13 protein-coding genes are annotated in these 14783 nt (G+C 73.8%); 11 read left to right on the top strand and 2 right to left on the bottom strand.

From position 1 onward, the window contains the following. Positions 1-30: 30 nt before the first annotated feature. Genes HF526_RS12245 through mftE form a run of 6 tightly spaced genes read left to right on the top strand, consistent with a single transcriptional unit; the run spans position 31 to position 6356 of the window. Positions 31-1998: a mycofactocin system FadH/OYE family oxidoreductase 2 gene (locus HF526_RS12245; protein ID WP_169381508.1), complete on the top strand. Its 1968-nt coding sequence runs from the start codon at positions 31-33 to the stop codon at positions 1996-1998. A gap of 2 nt (positions 1999-2000) precedes the next feature. Next, positions 2001-3059, top strand: a complete 1059-nt coding sequence (locus HF526_RS12240; RefSeq protein WP_169381542.1) for a mycofactocin-associated electron transfer flavoprotein alpha subunit — start codon at positions 2001-2003, stop codon at positions 3057-3059. Continuing rightward, positions 3040-4482, top strand: coding sequence for an FAD-dependent oxidoreductase (locus HF526_RS12235; protein WP_169381507.1), 1443 nt, complete (start codon positions 3040-3042; stop codon positions 4480-4482). The genes HF526_RS12240 and HF526_RS12235 overlap by 20 nt, the downstream gene beginning before the upstream one ends. 3 nt (positions 4483-4485) lie before the next feature. Continuing rightward, positions 4486-4776 (top strand): ferredoxin family protein, encoded by a 291-nt coding sequence (locus tag HF526_RS12230; RefSeq protein ID WP_169381506.1) that lies wholly within the window; start codon positions 4486-4488, stop codon positions 4774-4776. After that, positions 4769-5659: a mycofactocin-associated electron transfer flavoprotein beta subunit gene (locus tag HF526_RS12225; protein WP_169381505.1), complete on the top strand. Its 891-nt coding sequence runs from the start codon at positions 4769-4771 to the stop codon at positions 5657-5659. The genes HF526_RS12230 and HF526_RS12225 overlap by 8 nt, the downstream gene beginning before the upstream one ends. Continuing rightward, on the top strand, positions 5643-6356 hold the full coding sequence (gene mftE / locus HF526_RS12220) for a mycofactocin biosynthesis peptidyl-dipeptidase MftE (protein WP_169381504.1): 714 nt from the start codon (positions 5643-5645) through the stop codon (positions 6354-6356). Before HF526_RS12225 ends, mftE begins: the two co-directional genes overlap by 17 nt. Before the next feature lie 113 nt (positions 6357-6469). Here the strand turns inward: mftE and HF526_RS12215 are convergent, their stop codons facing one another. Next, entirely contained in the window at positions 6470-7636 is a 1167-nt protein-coding gene (locus HF526_RS12215; protein ID WP_338051431.1) for an alkaline phosphatase family protein, read from the bottom strand. Between the two features lie 55 nt (positions 7637-7691). On the opposite strand from HF526_RS12215, the gene mftF reads away from it, so the two are divergent. The 5 genes from mftF to HF526_RS12190 all read left to right on the top strand — a co-directional run bounded on the left by mftF (position 7692) and on the right by HF526_RS12190 (position 14103). After that, positions 7692-9194: a mycofactocin biosynthesis glycosyltransferase MftF gene (gene mftF / locus HF526_RS12210; RefSeq protein WP_338051430.1), complete on the top strand. Its 1503-nt coding sequence runs from the start codon at positions 7692-7694 to the stop codon at positions 9192-9194. A gap of 294 nt (positions 9195-9488) precedes the next feature. Then, entirely contained in the window at positions 9489-9980 is a 492-nt protein-coding gene (locus HF526_RS12205; protein ID WP_169381503.1) for a (2Fe-2S)-binding protein, read from the top strand. Continuing rightward, a complete protein-coding gene (locus HF526_RS12200; RefSeq protein ID WP_169381502.1) occupies positions 9981-12461 on the top strand; it encodes a xanthine dehydrogenase family protein molybdopterin-binding subunit in 2481 nt (826 codons plus the stop codon). Next, positions 12458-13309: an FAD binding domain-containing protein gene (locus HF526_RS12195; RefSeq protein ID WP_169381501.1), complete on the top strand. Its 852-nt coding sequence runs from the start codon at positions 12458-12460 to the stop codon at positions 13307-13309. The genes HF526_RS12200 and HF526_RS12195 overlap by 4 nt, the downstream gene beginning before the upstream one ends. 113 nt (positions 13310-13422) lie before the next feature. Continuing rightward, positions 13423-14103: an SRPBCC family protein gene (locus tag HF526_RS12190; RefSeq protein ID WP_169381500.1), complete on the top strand. Its 681-nt coding sequence runs from the start codon at positions 13423-13425 to the stop codon at positions 14101-14103. A gap of 62 nt (positions 14104-14165) precedes the next feature. Here the strand turns inward: HF526_RS12190 and HF526_RS12185 are convergent, their stop codons facing one another. Beyond that, positions 14166-14750, bottom strand: coding sequence for a PepSY domain-containing protein (locus tag HF526_RS12185; RefSeq protein ID WP_169381499.1), 585 nt, complete (start codon positions 14748-14750; stop codon positions 14166-14168). Positions 14751-14783 lie beyond the last annotated feature (33 nt).

Here is a 14783-nt window from a genome sequence, read left to right as displayed (position 1 = left end):
GGCTCCGCCGCCCGCACGAGGGCTCCGCACATGAGCGCCACCGGTGCCTACCGGCACCTGTTCTCCCCGCTGCGGCTCGGCCCGCTGACCCTGCGCAACCGCATCGTGTTCTCCGCGCACCTGACGAACTACGCCGCGGACGGCCACCCCACCGACCAGCACGCGGCGTACTACGCCGCGCGCGCGGCCGGCGGTGCCGGGCTGATCATCACCGAGGAACACTCGACCCACCCGACGGACTGGCCCTACGAGAAGCTCATCCACGGCTTCCACCCCGACGTGATCCCGGGCTACAAGAAGATCACCGAGGCGGTGCATGCCCACGGCGTGCCGATCCTGGCCCAGCTCAACCACAACGGCGGCCAGGCGTCGAGCATGTTCTCCCGGCTGCCGGTGTGGGCGCCGAGCGCGGTGCCGGACCCGATGTTCCGCGAGGTCCCGAAGGCCGTCACCGTCGACGAGATCCGGGAGATCGTGGCCGGCTACGGGCTGGTCGCCGAGCACTGCGCCGCGGGCGGCTTCGACGGCGTCGAGCTGCAGTGCAGCCACTCCTCGATCGTGCGCGGGTTCCTGTCCCCGGCCACCAACAAGCGCACCGACGACTACGGCGGCTCGCTGGCCAACCGGGCGCGGATCCTGCTGGAGATCGTCGACGCGGTGCGCGAGGCCATCGGCCGTGACCGCGCGCTCGGTGTCCGGATCTGCGGCGACGAACTGATCGAGGGCGGTACCACCATCGACGAGGCCGTCGAGGTCGCGCGCATGGTCGAGGCCTCGGGCAAGGTCGACTACATCAACACCTCGATCGGCGTGGCCACCGCGACGCTGTACATGATCGAGGCGTCGATGCACATCCCGCCGGGCTACGCGCTGTTCATCCCGTCGGCCATGCGACGCGCGGTCCAGTTGCCCGTCATCGGTGTCGGTAGGTTCAAAGATCCCTTACAGGCGGATCGTGCCCTCGTAGAGGGGCACTGCGACCTGATCGGCGTGGTCCGCGGGCAGATCGCCGACCCCGACTTCGCGGCCAAGGCCCGCGCCGGGCACGCCACCGACATCCGCACCTGCCTGTCGTGCAACCAGGAGTGCGTCGGCCGGATGGGGCTCAACCGCTGGCTGGGCTGCATCGAGAACCCGCGCACCGGCCGCGAGGCCGTGCCGATCCCGGCGCCGACGGTCCCGGGCCGCCGGGTGCTGGTCGTCGGCGGCGGGCCGGCCGGGTTGCAGGCCGCCGCGAGCGCGGCGAAGCAGGGCCACCGGGTCACGCTGTGCGAGCGCGCGGAGGAGACCGGCGGCCAGGTGTCGCTCGCGGCGTCGGTACCCGGCCGCGCCGAGTTCCTCGACGTGGTCCGCAACCTGCTCGCCGAGTGCAAGCGGCTGGGGGTGGAGCTCAAGACCGGGGTCGAGGTGGACGCCGACCACGTCCGCGCCGAGAAGCCCGACGCCGTCATCCTGGCGACCGGGGCGGAACCCGCCCCGCCGTGGTGGGCCGGCGGCCTGGACCGGGTCGTCGACGTGCGCGACGTGCTCGAGGGCCGCGCCGAGCCGTCCGGCTCGGTGCTGGTGTTCGACGAGCTGGGCTTCCACCAGGCCACCTCGGTCGCCGAGCTGCTGGCCGACCGCGGCTGCGACGTCGAGATCGCGACGCCGGGCATGGTCGTCGGCCAGGACCTGGGCGTCACCCTCGACATGGAGACGTTCAACGTGCGCGCGCACGCCAAGGGCATCAAGCAGACCACCGACCGCGTGATCATGGGCGCGGCCGCGCACGAGGAGACCGGCGGGGTCACGCTGCAGATGCTGCACCACACCGTCGGGGCGAACCTGGAACCGACCTACGACTGGGTGGTGTGCGCCGTGCCGCAGGCGCCCGAGGACGGGCTCTGGCACGAGCTCAAGGACGCCGGGTTGCCGGTGCACCGGGTCGGGGACTGCCTCGCGCCGCGCCGGGCGCACGCCGCGGTCGTCGAGGGTCACCGCGTGGCGGTGTCGCTGTGACGATGCCGAACCCGTTGCAGGCGGGCGCTCAGCCGGGCCCGGGCGCCACCAGCGCGCACGAGCCCTCCGCCGGTACGACTGCGGCCCGGCCGGAGGCCGACCGGCCCGTGGCCACCGCGCTCGCCGTGATCGTCGTCCGCGGCGGCGTCCCGCCGCTGGGCGCCGACGAGGCCGTGGCCGAGGCCGGCGGCGCCGCGCTGCTCATCGGCTCCGGAACCAGGGAGGCCGCCGCCGAGCTGCCGCCGCTGCGCCGGGCCTGGCTCGCCGAGGTCGGCGCGTTCGCCCCGGCCCGGTGGGCCGCGGGCCTGGCCGGCGTGCTCGCCGGCGCGGGCCCGCTGCTGCTGCCGGCCTCCCCGGACGGCCGCGACCTCGCGCCCCGGCTCGCCGCCGCGCTGGCCCGTCCGCTGCTCGCCGGCGTCACCGCGCTGCGCGAGCACGGCGCGGACCTGATCCGCTTCGGCAGCCGGGTCGCGACGACGGCGACGGTGACCGGCCCGTTCGTGGCCACCCTGGTGCCCGGCATCCGCGGCGCGGAACCCGCGACCGGCCGGCCCGAACTGACCGAGCTGGACATCGAGCTGCCGCAGCGCCCGGACGTCGAGGTGCTCGAGGTGCTGCCACCCGACCCGGCCACCGCCGACCTGGCCGAGGCACCCCGCATCCTGGGCGCCGGGGCCGGGCTGACCCGCGGTGGCGAGCCGTCGGGCACCGACGCGGTGAACCTGTTGCAGCAGGTCGCCGCCGCGCTCGGCGCCTCCGTGGGGGCGACCCGCGTGGTCACCGACGCCGGCTGGGCGGACTACCAGCGCCAGATCGGCACCACCGGCGTCGTGGTGAACCCGGACCTCTATGTCGCGTTCGGGGTCTCCGGCGCCGCGCAGCACACCGGCGGACTGGGAACCCCTGAGCACATCGTCAGCGTCAACCTGGATCCGAGCTGCCCGATGACCGCGATGGCCGACCTGGGCATCGTCACCGACGCCTCTGCGCTGCTGCGCGAGCTCGCCGACCGGCTGCTGGGTGAGGAGAAGAAGGAGAACGATGACCGCGCCGCAGGCTGAGACCACGGCCGCGGCCGGGACGACCGGGCTGCAGCCCGCGGGGCCGCAGGCCACCGACGGCCGTGTCGGCCCGCAGCACGCCGGCCCCGGAGAGCGCAGCATCCGCGTCCCGGTCCCGCAGCAGACCTTCGACGCCATCGTCGTCGGCGCCGGCCCGGCCGGGTCCGCCGCCGCGCTGGAGCTCGCCCGCGCCGGGCACTCGGTCGCGCTCGTCGAGCGGGGGCCCTACCCGGGCTCGAAGAACGTCTACGGCGGCGTGATCTACGGCCGGGTGCTCGACGAGCTCGTCCCGCGCTGGTGGGAGCACGCGCCCGTGCAGCGCTGGGTGACCCGCCGGCAGACGATGATCATGACGCCGACCCAGGCGATGACCCTCGACTTCCGCAGCCAGCAGTGGGGTGCGCCGCCTTACAACGGCGCCACCGCGCACCGCGCCGACTTCGACGCCTGGCTCGCTGCCGAGGCGGAGAGGGCGGGCGCCGTCATCGTCCCGTCCACTGTGGTCACCGGCCTGCTGACCGGGCCGGACGGCGCGGCCGTCGGCATCCGAACCGACCGCCCGGACGGCGACCTCGGTGCTCGCGTGGTCATCGCCTGCGACGGGGTGAACTCGTTCCTGGCCAAGCAGGCCGGGCTCTACGACGCCGCCCACCAGGTCGAGCACACCACCCTGGGGGTGAAGGAGACGCTGCGGCTGCCCCGGGAGGTGATCGAGGAGCGGTTCGGGATCAGCGGGCGGGAGGGCGTCGACATCGAGATGCTCGGTGCCACCGGCGGCATCCCGGGCGGCGGGTTCCTGTACACGAACCTGGAGTCGATCTCGGTCGGGGTCGTTCTCGGGCTGCCCGGGCTGGGCAGGGCCAAGCGTCGTCCCGAGGACATCGTCGCCGAGCTGAAACGGCACCCGGCCATCGCGCCGCTGGTGCGCGGCGCGGAACTGGTCGAGTACTCCGCGCACCTGATCCCCGAGGGCGGCTACAAGCACGTGCCCGAGCTGGTGGGCGACGGGCTGCTCGTCGCCGGGGACGCCGCCGCGCTGTGCCTGGCCGCCGGGATCTGGCTGGAGGGCGTGAACTTCGCGATCGGCTCCGGGATGTACGCGGGCCGGGCGGCGGCGGCGGCGCTGCGCCGCGGCGACACGTCGAAGGCCGGCCTGGCCGGCTACCGCACGCTGCTCGAGGGCAGCTTCGTGCTCGCCGACCACAAGAAGCTGCGCGACATCCCCGGGCTGGTGCTCTCCGAGCGGATGCAGACCCGGTACCCCGGGATGATCTGCGACATCGTGCAGGGGCTGTTCGACGTCACCAACCCGACGCCGAAACCGGGCATCCGGAAGCTGCTGCGGCGCAGCGCGAAGAAGCACGGTGTGAAGCTGCGCGATCTGGCCCGCGACGGGCTGACCGGACTCCGAGGATTGGGCTGAGGAATGAGCTACGCCGAGGTCTCGTTCGAAGACCGGATGTCGACAGTGGACTTCCGGGTGAGCGAACGGCCGCACATCGAGGTCGACACCGACGTCTGCCGCTCCTGCACCACGCAGGCCTGCGTGACGGCGTGTCCGGCCAACCTGTTCGTGCTCACCGCCGAGGGCGGCATCCTGTTCAACTACGAGCAGTGCTTCGAGTGCGGCACCTGCTACCTGGTCTGCAACAACGCGGGCGCGATCCGCTGGAGCTACCCCGACGGCGGGCAGGGCGTGGTGTTCCGTCATGGCTGAGTCCGGCCCGCTGATCGTCGCCGCCCTGCGGTTCGTCGACGACCGGGCGCACGTCGACCCGCTGACCGGGCACGTGCGCATCGATCCGCGCGGTGCCGGGCCGAGTGAGGCCGACCGCACCGCGCTGGAGTACGCGCTGCGGCTGGCCGCCGAGACGGGCGGGCGCGCCGCCGCGGTCACCGCGGGGCCGCCCGCGGCCGACGCGATGCTGCGCGACGCGCTGGCCGTCGGCGCCGACGCGGTGCTGCGGGTCGGCCTGGACGTCGACGACCCGCTCGCCGCGGCCGCCGACGACGGCGCCGGCATCGCCCGCGCCCTGGCCGACGCGATCACGGCGGCGTTCGGTCCCCCGCAGCTCGTGCTCTGCGGCGACCACTCCGCCGACCGCGGCACCGGCAGCACCCCGGCGCACCTGGCCGAGGAGCTCGGCGTGGTGCAGGCGCTGGGGCTGCTGGAGCTGGAGCGGTCCGAGGAGGGGCTGCGGGCCGTGCGCCGCCTCGACGGCGGCCGCCGCGAGCGCATCCTCGTCCCGCTGCCCGCGGTCTGCTCGGTGGAGCCGACCGCGGTCCGGCTGCGTCGCGCGTCGCTGCCGGCCACGCTGGCCGCCCGCGGTGCGCAGATCCCGGTGGCCGACCTGACGGTCGGTCACGACGGCCGGGTGCAGTTCGGCGCCCCGCGCGCCTACCGGCCGCGGCCTCGCGTGCTGCCCGCGCCGGAGGGGGCCGGGCCGCGGCAGCGGCTGCTCGCGCTCACCGGTGCGCTGGTAGAGCGGACGCCGCCGCGGGTGGTGCGCCCGGGGTCCCCGGCGCAGGCCGCCGACGAGCTGCTCGGCTACCTGCGCCAGCACGGGTACCTGGACGTCCCGGATGCCCCGGCTCGCTGATCTGACCTGGGTCGAGCTGGCGGGGCCGCCGCGGCACACGCTGATCGTGCCGGTCGGGTCCGTGGAGCAGCACGGCCCGCATCTGCCGCTGCACACCGACGTCGCGGTGGCCTCCGCGGTGGCCGATGCGGTGCACGCCCGTGATCCGGAGGTGATCGTCGCGCCCGCGGTGGCCTACGGCGCGGCGGGCGAGCACGAGGGCTTCCCCGGCACGATCTCCATCGGGCACGAGGCGTTGCGCCTGTTGCTGGTCGAGCTGGGCCGCTCGGCGTGCCGCTGGGCGGCCCGGCTGGTGTTCGTCAACGGCCACGGCGGCAACCTGCTCACGGTGATCGACGCGGTGAAGCAGCTGCGCTATGAGGGACGCGACGCTGCGTGGGCGGCGTGTGTGGTCGCCGGCCCGCGGGACCACGTGGCCGACGCCCACGCCGGCCGCACCGAGACCTCGATCATGCTCGCGCTGGAACCGGCCGCGGTCCGGACCGACGCCGCGGTCGCCGGGAACACCGCGCCGCTGCGCGAGCTGCTCCCCGCGCTGCAGGCCGGTGGCGTCGCCGCGGTGAGCCCGAACGGGGTGCTCGGCGACCCGGCCGGCGCCTCGGCAGACGAGGGCGCAGCCCTGCTCGCCGAATTGGCCGACACCCTCACCGCGGCGCTCCGGCAATGGCGCCCCGGCCCCGACGGCCGCCTGGCGTAACCCCGCGAGTCGCCCTTTTCGGGAGGGTGAGTCGTCGTTCCGCGGAGACACGATCCGACAACTCGGCCTCTCGAATGTGCCGACTCACCCTCCCGAATGTGCCGACTCGCGGGTTATTGGGGGGTGTGCGCCAAGAGGAGGGGGACGAACTGCTCCTCGCGGGAGAGGGACCCGTGCTGGCCGGGCAGCCGCGACATCCCCGGCTCGGTCACCGAGCGGATCACCGCGGCCGTGCCGCGCAGCGCCACGACGACGTCGCCGATCCGGTGCTGCACGTGCGGGGCCAGCGGGCCGAACCAGCCGTCGGCGACGGCCTGCTCGCGCGACACCACCCAGGCGTCCCCGCCCAGGGTCTCCCGCCACGCCGCGAGGACCTCCGGCGCCGCGCCGTCGTGCGCGTAGACGTGCCGCGACCGGGGGTCGCCGCCGAGGTGGCGGACCCCGAGCCGCAGCGCGTCGTCGGTGTCGGCGTCGTAGGGCCGGGTCACCTGCACCATGCCGTGGTCACCGGTGACCGCGAGCAAGGCGTCGGACGGCAGGTGCCCGGCGATCGTCGCGGCCAGCTGGTCGATCTGACGCAGCTGCAGCCGCCACGGCAGCGAGCCCGGGCCGTACACGTGGCCGAGGGTGTCGAGATCGGCGTGGTAGCCGTAGCAGAGCCGCCGTCCGGGCCCGGTCAGCGCGCCGATGACGTCGGCGGCCAGATCGCCCAGCGCGTGCACCCCCTGGAACCTCCCGCCGCGCAGCGCCGCCCGGGTCAGCCCGGATGCGCGCTGGTCCCGGGGCGCGACGACCGCGACGTCGACGCCGTGCGCCGCGGCCCGTTCCAGCGCGGTCGGCATCGGCTGGATTCGCTCCGGCGGGAGCCGGTCGCGCAGGTCCGCCGGTTGCGGCCGGCCGTAGGCGACCCAGCGAAGCGAGTTCAGCAGCTCGTCGTCCTCGGCGCGGAACGAGATGCCCACGATGCCGTGTTCGCCGGGCGGCAGCCCGGTGCCCAGAGTCGCGAGGCTGACCGAGGTGCTGGACGGGAAGCCCACGGTCAGCGGCCCGGCGTCGGGCAGCCCGGCCAGGAACGGCGCGTCCGTGGCGTGCCGGACGAGCAGGTCGGTGCCCAGCCCGTCGATCAGCAGCAGGCCGGCCGCACGCACCGGCGGGAGCGGCGGGCCTGCTGCTGGGCCGGGTACGCCGAGCGCGGTCAGCAGCGCCGGCAGCACCTCGGCCAGCGAGCGCAGGCCGTAGCGGGGAACCACCGGTCCGTCATCGGGCAGCGCGGACACCACGGGGCCGAGCCTGCCACGTCGGGCCGCCCGCCGCCGTCGTGCCACGATCGGACCCGTGGTGAGCACGAGCGGTTCGGTCCAGGCCGGCGCGGCGACCGGACCGACCGCAACCCGGCTGCCCCGCGGGTTCCGGGTGGTGCTGGACCGCCGGGTCCACCGGTTCGACGGCGGCGCAGCGCTGCTCGGCGGCGCGCCGCCGCGGTTGATGCTGCTGGCGCCCGCGGCCCGGGCGCTCCTCGACGGCGGCCCGATCACGGTGACCGACCCGACCTCCGCGGCGCTGGTGCGGCGGCTTCTGGACGGGGGCCTCGCTCACCCCACCGACGCCCCGGGGCGCCCGGGCGCCCCGGGGCCGGCCGACGTCACCGTCGTCATCCCGGTCAAGGACCGCCTGCCCGCTCTCACCCGGCTGCTCGCCGCGCTGCCCGCCGGGCTCGGCGGCGTGATCGTCGTCGACGACGGCTCCGCGGACCCGGCCGCGCTCGCCCGCGCCGCGCGGGCCGCAGGTGCGCGGGTGCTGCGGCACGCGACCTCGCGCGGCCCGGCCGCCGCCCGCAACGCCGGGCTCGCCGCGGCGACGACCGAGCTGGTCGCGTTCCTGGACTCCGACGTCGTGCCGCAGCCGGGCTGGCTCGAGCCGCTGCTGGCCCGCTTCGTCGACCCGGCGGTGGGTCTGGCCGCGCCGCGGATCGTCGCGCTGCCCCCGGTGCGGGGCTGGATCGGCCGCTACGAGGCCGTCCGCTCGTCGCTGGACCTCGGGCCCGATCCGGCGCTGGTGGTGCCGCGGTCCCGGGTGGCCTACGTGCCCAGCGCGGCCATGGTCGTGCGGCGTACGGCGGTGGGTGCCGGGTTCGACGAGGGGATGCACGTCGCCGAGGACGTCGATCTCGTCCTGCGGCTGCACGCCGGGGGCTGGCGGCTGCGCTACGAGCCGGCGGCGCGGGTCGCGCACGACCACCGGGCGGGGTTCGGGGCGTGGTGGTCGCGCAAGGCCTATTACGGCACCGGCGCCGCCCCGCTGGCCCAGCGCCACGCCGGGGCGGTGCCGCCGATGGTGCTGTCCCCGTGGACCGCCGCGGTGTGTGCACTGCTGCTGCTCCAGCGCCGGCGGGCCACCGCGCTGGCGGCGGTGATCGGTGTCGTCGCGACGGACCGGTTGTCCCGCAAGCTCGGCCGGTTGCGCAGGCCCCTGGTCTCGGCCGCCCGGCTGACCGGGATGGGCTTCGTCGGTGCCGTCGCCCAGACCGCATCGGCGATCACCCGGCACTACTGGCCGCTGGCCCTGCTCGGCTGCCTGTTCTCCGCCCGCGCCCGCCGGGCCGTGCTGCTCGCCGCGCTCGCGGAGGGGGTGTGGGACTGGTGGGGTCACCGCGATGCCGACCCGGGCGCCCGGCCCCCGGGCCCGCTCGGCTACCTGATCGCGCACCGGCTCGACGACCTGGCGTACGGCGCGGGCCTGTGGTGGGGGGCACTACGGGCACGCACCACGGCCCCGCTACGGCCGATGGGCACTGGTTCGGGTAGTGCGGGCCAGGAGAGGGCCGTCCGTCAGGGTTAGTCCGAATGGATGATGTGTCCCCAGCATCGAAACCGCTAATGCGGATTGATGGCGGGTGATAGAACCGCTGAAGCGGATCTGATGATCCTGTGCCGTGATGTTTGCCGAATGTCGCCTTCCGACTGGCGCAAGCCGCCGTCCGGGCGGCCTTGCACCGTTTGATGATCAGCGGTGTGATGTGCTCGCCGCCACAACGTCGTGCGCGGCACCGGGGTCGTGCCTCGTCACGCCCCGGTTGATCCCCGGAAGTCCTGCGCGGCCCGACGTTGCAGCCGCGGTTGAGGAGTGAGACTCATGGCACAGGTCCGGGTCACCGTCGACGGCGTGGAGTACGCCGACGACGTCGAGCCCCGCACGTTGTTGGTCCAGTACTTGAGAGAACGCCTGGGGAAGACCGGGACCCTGATCGGTTGTGACACCAGCAACTGCGGTGCATGCACGGTGCACCTCAACGGTCAGAGCGTGAAGTCCTGCTCGGTGCTGGCCGTGCAGGCCGACGGGTGCGAGGTCACCACCATCGAGGGCCTCGCCCGCGACGGCGAGCTGCACCCGGTGCAGAAGGCGTTCAACGAGTGCCACGGCCTGCAGTGCGGTTACTGCACCCCCGGCATGATCATGGCCGCCGTCGACCTGCTCGGGGAGAATCCCGACCCCGACGAGCAGGAGGTCCGTGAGGGCATCGAGGGCAACCTCTGCCGGTGCACGGGCTACCAGAACATCGTGCGGGCTGTGCAGAGCGCGGCGCAGAACATGAAGTCGGCCTCGGTTGCCGGAGGAGGCAACTAAATGACCACGACCGCCGAACCCACCACGACCGAGATCGGCAACGCGCGGGTCCGCAAGGAGGACCACCGCCTGATCACCGGCCGCAGCCGGTACACCGACTCCATCACCCCGGCCGGGACGCTGCACATCGCGGTGGTCCGCTCGCCGCTGGCACACGCGACCATCACGAACGTCGACAAGTCCGCGGCGCAGTCCGCCCCGGGCGTTGTCGGCGTCTACACCGCGGCCGACCTGGGCGCCGAGGGGATCGGCCTGCCCTGCGCGTGGCCGATCACCCCGGACCAGAAGGCGCCCCAGCGCCCGCTGCTCGCCGTCAACACCGTGCACTTCGCCGGTGAGGGCGTCGCCGTGATCGTGGCCCGCTCCGCCGCCGAGGCGCGGGACGCGGTCGAGCTCGTCGAGGTCGACTACGACCCGCTCGACCCGGTGCTCGACATGGAGGCCGCCGCCGCCGACGGGGCGCAGCTCGTCCACCCCGACCTGGGGACCAACGTCTCCGCCACCTGGGTCTTCGACTCGGGCGAGGCCGGCACCGGCAACAGCGTCACCGAGGCCGTCGCGGCCGCCGAGGCCGACCCCGACCAGATCGTGGTCCGCCGCCGGTTCCGCCAGCAGCGCCTGATCCCGGCGTTCATGGAGCCCCGCTCCGTCGTCGTCGACCCCACCGGTGAGCAGATCACCATGTGGTCGGCGACCCAGGTGCCGCACATCCTGCGCACGATGACCACGGTCACCACCGGCATCCCGGAGTCCAAGCTGCGGGTCATCGCCCCCGATGTGGGCGGCGGCTTCGGCGGCAAGATCGGCGTCGTGCCGGAGGAGATGCTCTGCGTGCTCATCGCGCAGAAGCTGCACAAGCCGGTCAAGTGGACCGAGACCCGGTCGGAGTCGCTGCTGGCCGCGCACCACGGGCGCGACCAGATCCAGGACATCACGATCACCGCGAAGAAGGACGGCACGGTCACCGGGCTGGACGTCCACCTGCTGGCGGACATGGGCGCCTACCTGGGTCTGGTCGGCCCGGGTGTGCCGATCCTCGGCGCGTTCATGTTCAACTCGATCTACAAGTTCCCGGCCTACCGGTTCACCTGCCGCAACGTCTTCACCACGAAGACGCTGACCGACGCCTACCGCGGCGCCGGCCGGCCGGAGGCCACGTTCGCCATCGAGCGGATCATGGACGAACTCGCCGACGAGCTCGGCCGTGACCCGCTGGAGCTGCGCGAGCAGAACTGGATCTCCCACGAGGAGTTCCCGTTCACCACGGTGTGCGGGCTCACCTACGACACCGGCAACTACGAGGCCGCGACGGCCAAGGCCACCGAGCTGTTCGACTACGCCGGCCTGCGGCGCGAGCAGGAGGAGCGGCGTCGTAACAACGACCCGGTCCAGCTCGGCATCGGCATCTCGACCTTCACCGAGATGTGCGGTCTGGCCCCGTCCCGGGTGCTCGGCTCGCTGTCCTACGGTGCCGGCGGCTGGGAGGCCGCCAGCATCCGGATGCTGGCGACCGGCAAGGTCGAGGTCATCACCGGGGCGTCGGGCCACGGCCAGGGGCACGAGACGGCGTTCAGCCAGATCGTCGCCGACAAGCTCGGGGTGCCGTTCGAGGACGTCGAGATCCTGCACGGCGACACCCAGATCTCGCCGAAGGGTCTGGACACCTACGGGTCCCGCTCGCTGGCCGTCGGCGGCATCGCGATCGTCAAGGCCGCCGACAAGGTCATCGCCAAGGCCCGCAAGCTCGCCGCCCACCTGCTGGAGGCGAGCGAGGACGACATCGAGTTCTCAGGTGGCTTCTTCTCGGTCAAGGGCACCGACAAGGGCAAGGCCATCCAGGAGCTGGCGTTCGCCGCGTTCATGGCGCACGACTACCCGGAGGACATGGAGCCCTCGCTGGACTCCGACGCCGTGTACGACCCGGAGAACTTCTCCTTCCCGCACGGCACCCACCTCGCGGCCATCGAGGTGGACACCGAGACCGGCCGGGTCAAGCTGCGCAAGTACGTCTGCGTCGACGACGTGGGCACCGTGGTCAACCCGCTGATCGTCGAGGGCCAGGTGCACGGCGGCCTGGCTCAGGGCATCGCGCAGGCGCTGTTCGAGGAGGCCAACTACGACGACCAGGGCACCCTGGTCAACGGCACCTTCGTCGACTACACGCTGCCGTCGGCGGCCGACCTGCCGAGCTTCGACACCGCCGTGTCCAGCAACCCGTCGACGAGCAACCCGCTGGGTGTGAAGGGTGTCGGCGAGGCCGGCACGATCGCCTCCACCCCGGCGATCGTCAACGGCGTCATCGACGCGCTGCGCCACCTCGGCGTCGACGAGGTCGAGATGCCCTGCACCTCGCAGCGCGTCTGGCGGGCCATCCAGGCGGCCAAGGGCCGCTCCACCCAGGAGACCCCGATCGACACCCACTCGCCGGGTGCCGGGCTGGGCTCCATCGACCCGAACAACCCGCAGGGAGAGGTCCAGTGATCCCGGCCAAGTTCGACTACGTGCGGCCTTCCTCGGTGGAGGAAGCCGTCACGGCGCTGCAGCAGGGCGGCGACGACGCCAAGATCCTCGCCGGCGGCCAGAGCCTGCTGCCGGTGCTCCGGCTCCGGCTCGCCGCGCCGTCGGTGATCATCGACCTCGGCGGCATCGCCGAGCTGCGGGGCGTCCGCGAGGACGGCGACCGGATCGTCGTCGGCGCCATGACCCCGCACCACGACGTGATGCGCAGCGACCTCGTCAAGCAGCACGTCGCCCTGCTGGCCCAGGCCACCGAGACGGTGGCCGACCCGCAGGTGCGCCACCGCGGCACCCTGGGCGGCTCGCTCGCGCACGCCGACCCGGCGGGCGACCTCGGCGCGGTGGCCCTGGCGCTGGACGCCGAGTTCGTCATCGCCGGCGCCTCGGGCCGCCGCACGGTGCCGGCCTCGGAGTTCTTCGTGGACTACTTCACCACCGCCATCGGTGAGGGGGAGGTCCTCGTCGAGATCCGGTTCCCGCGCTACACCGGGTGGAAGACGCACTACGAGAAGTTCAACCGGACCGCACAGGCCTGGTCGATGGTCGCCGTGGCGGCCGCGCTCAAGGTCGACGGCGGGGCGATCTCGCAGGCGCGCGTCGGCCTGACCAACATGGGGGCCACGCCGCTGCGGGCCACCGGGGTCGAGCAGGCGCTCGTCGGGCAGCCGGCCAACGCCGACACCGTCCGGGCGGCGGCCGAACGTGCGACCGAAGGCACGGCGGCCCCGAGTGACGCCGACGCCGCGGCCGACTACCGTGAGCACCTGGCCAGGGTGCTCACCGGCCGCGCGGTGCTCGCTGCCGCCGGCTGACGCGAGGATCCACGCGATGGACGCCTGCCCGGGCTCCCGGGCAGGCGTCCATCGGCTTTACAGCCCACTTCCGCCCCACGGCGGGGTGCGGCCCCGACGAGGAGGCAAGACAGATGCAGCTGGAGAACAAGTTCACGATCGCGGCTCCCATCGAGGAGGCGTGGGCGGCGCTCAACAACCCGGAGACGGTCGCGCCCTGCTTCCCCGGCGCCACCCTGGAGTCCTACGAGAACGACTCCTTCACGGGCACCGTCAAGGTCAAGCTCGGCCCGATCTCGCTGACCTACAAGGGCAAGGGCACCTACGTCGAGCGCGACGACGCCGCCCACAAGGTGATCATCGACGCCTCCGGACGTGACGCGCGGGGCAACGGCACCGCCAACGCCAAGGTCACCGGCACGATGAAGGCCGACGGTCCGGACAAGACCGAGGTCACCATGGTCACCGACATGACCATCACCGGCCGGCCGGCCCAGTTCGGCCGCGGCGTGATCTCCGACGTCAGTGACAAGATCATCGGTCAGTTCGCGTCGTGCCTCGCCGACAAGCTCGCCCCCACGGCCAAGGTCGAGGAGGCGGCCGCCCCGGCCGAGGCCGCAGGCCGCACGAACGGCGCCACCACCGCCGCGAAGCCGGTGGCCGCCGCGCCGTCCGGGCCGCTGCGCAGCGAGGTCGAGGCGATCGACCTGCTCGAGTCCGCCGGTGCCCCGGTGCTCAAGCGCCTCGCCCCGGTCATCGGTGGCGCGCTGGTGCTGCTGATCATCTTCCTGATCCGGCGCAGCAAGTCCAACTGAGCGGTTGACGCACGCCGAGGGCCGGCGACCCACCGGGTCGCCGGCCCTCGGCATGTGCGGGGTCAGTCGTCGCTGCCGCGCCCGCGGTTGTCGCCGCCGTGGTCGTCGCTGCCGGCCCGGTCGTCCGAGCCGCGCCCGTGGTCGTCGCCGGGCGGGTCGTCGCTGCCGCGCCCACGGTCGTCGAAGCCGGCCCGGTCGTCGAAGCCGGCCCGGTCGTCGGCGCCGCGGCCCCGGTCGTCACGGGTGCCGGTACTGCCGCGCGACCGGTCGCCGGTGTCGGCCCGGGTGACGGCCCCGGTGCCGGCGTCGACGCGCACGTCGCGCTCGACGCCGCCGCTGGTGACCCGGACCTTCCACTCGAGCCGGCCGTGCTCGATCTCCTGCTCGACCCGGGTGACGGTGCCGCCGCCGACGCGATCCAGCGCGATCCGTTCGGCCTGCACCCGGTCCACGGCCGGGGCCGGCGTGGCGGCCCGAGTGGTGGTGCTGCTCGGCGTCCGGGTCACGGTGACCTGGGAGGTGTCGAAGGCGGGCAGGGGGGTCGATGAGGTGTCGCCGGAGCCGGCGACGGCGACGGCGGTGCCGCCGAAGACCATCAGCGTGAGAATGCCTGCGGCGGCGGCGGTGATCACTCGTCGGGTGGCCATTGGGGTGTCCTTCGCTCGATGTCGGGAACGAGG

It is taken from the genome of Pseudonocardia acidicola, from assembly GCF_012911935.1.
Taxonomy (GTDB): domain Bacteria; phylum Actinomycetota; class Actinomycetes; order Mycobacteriales; family Pseudonocardiaceae; genus Pseudonocardia; species Pseudonocardia acidicola.
This window is presented reverse-complemented; position numbering and strand designations above follow the sequence as displayed.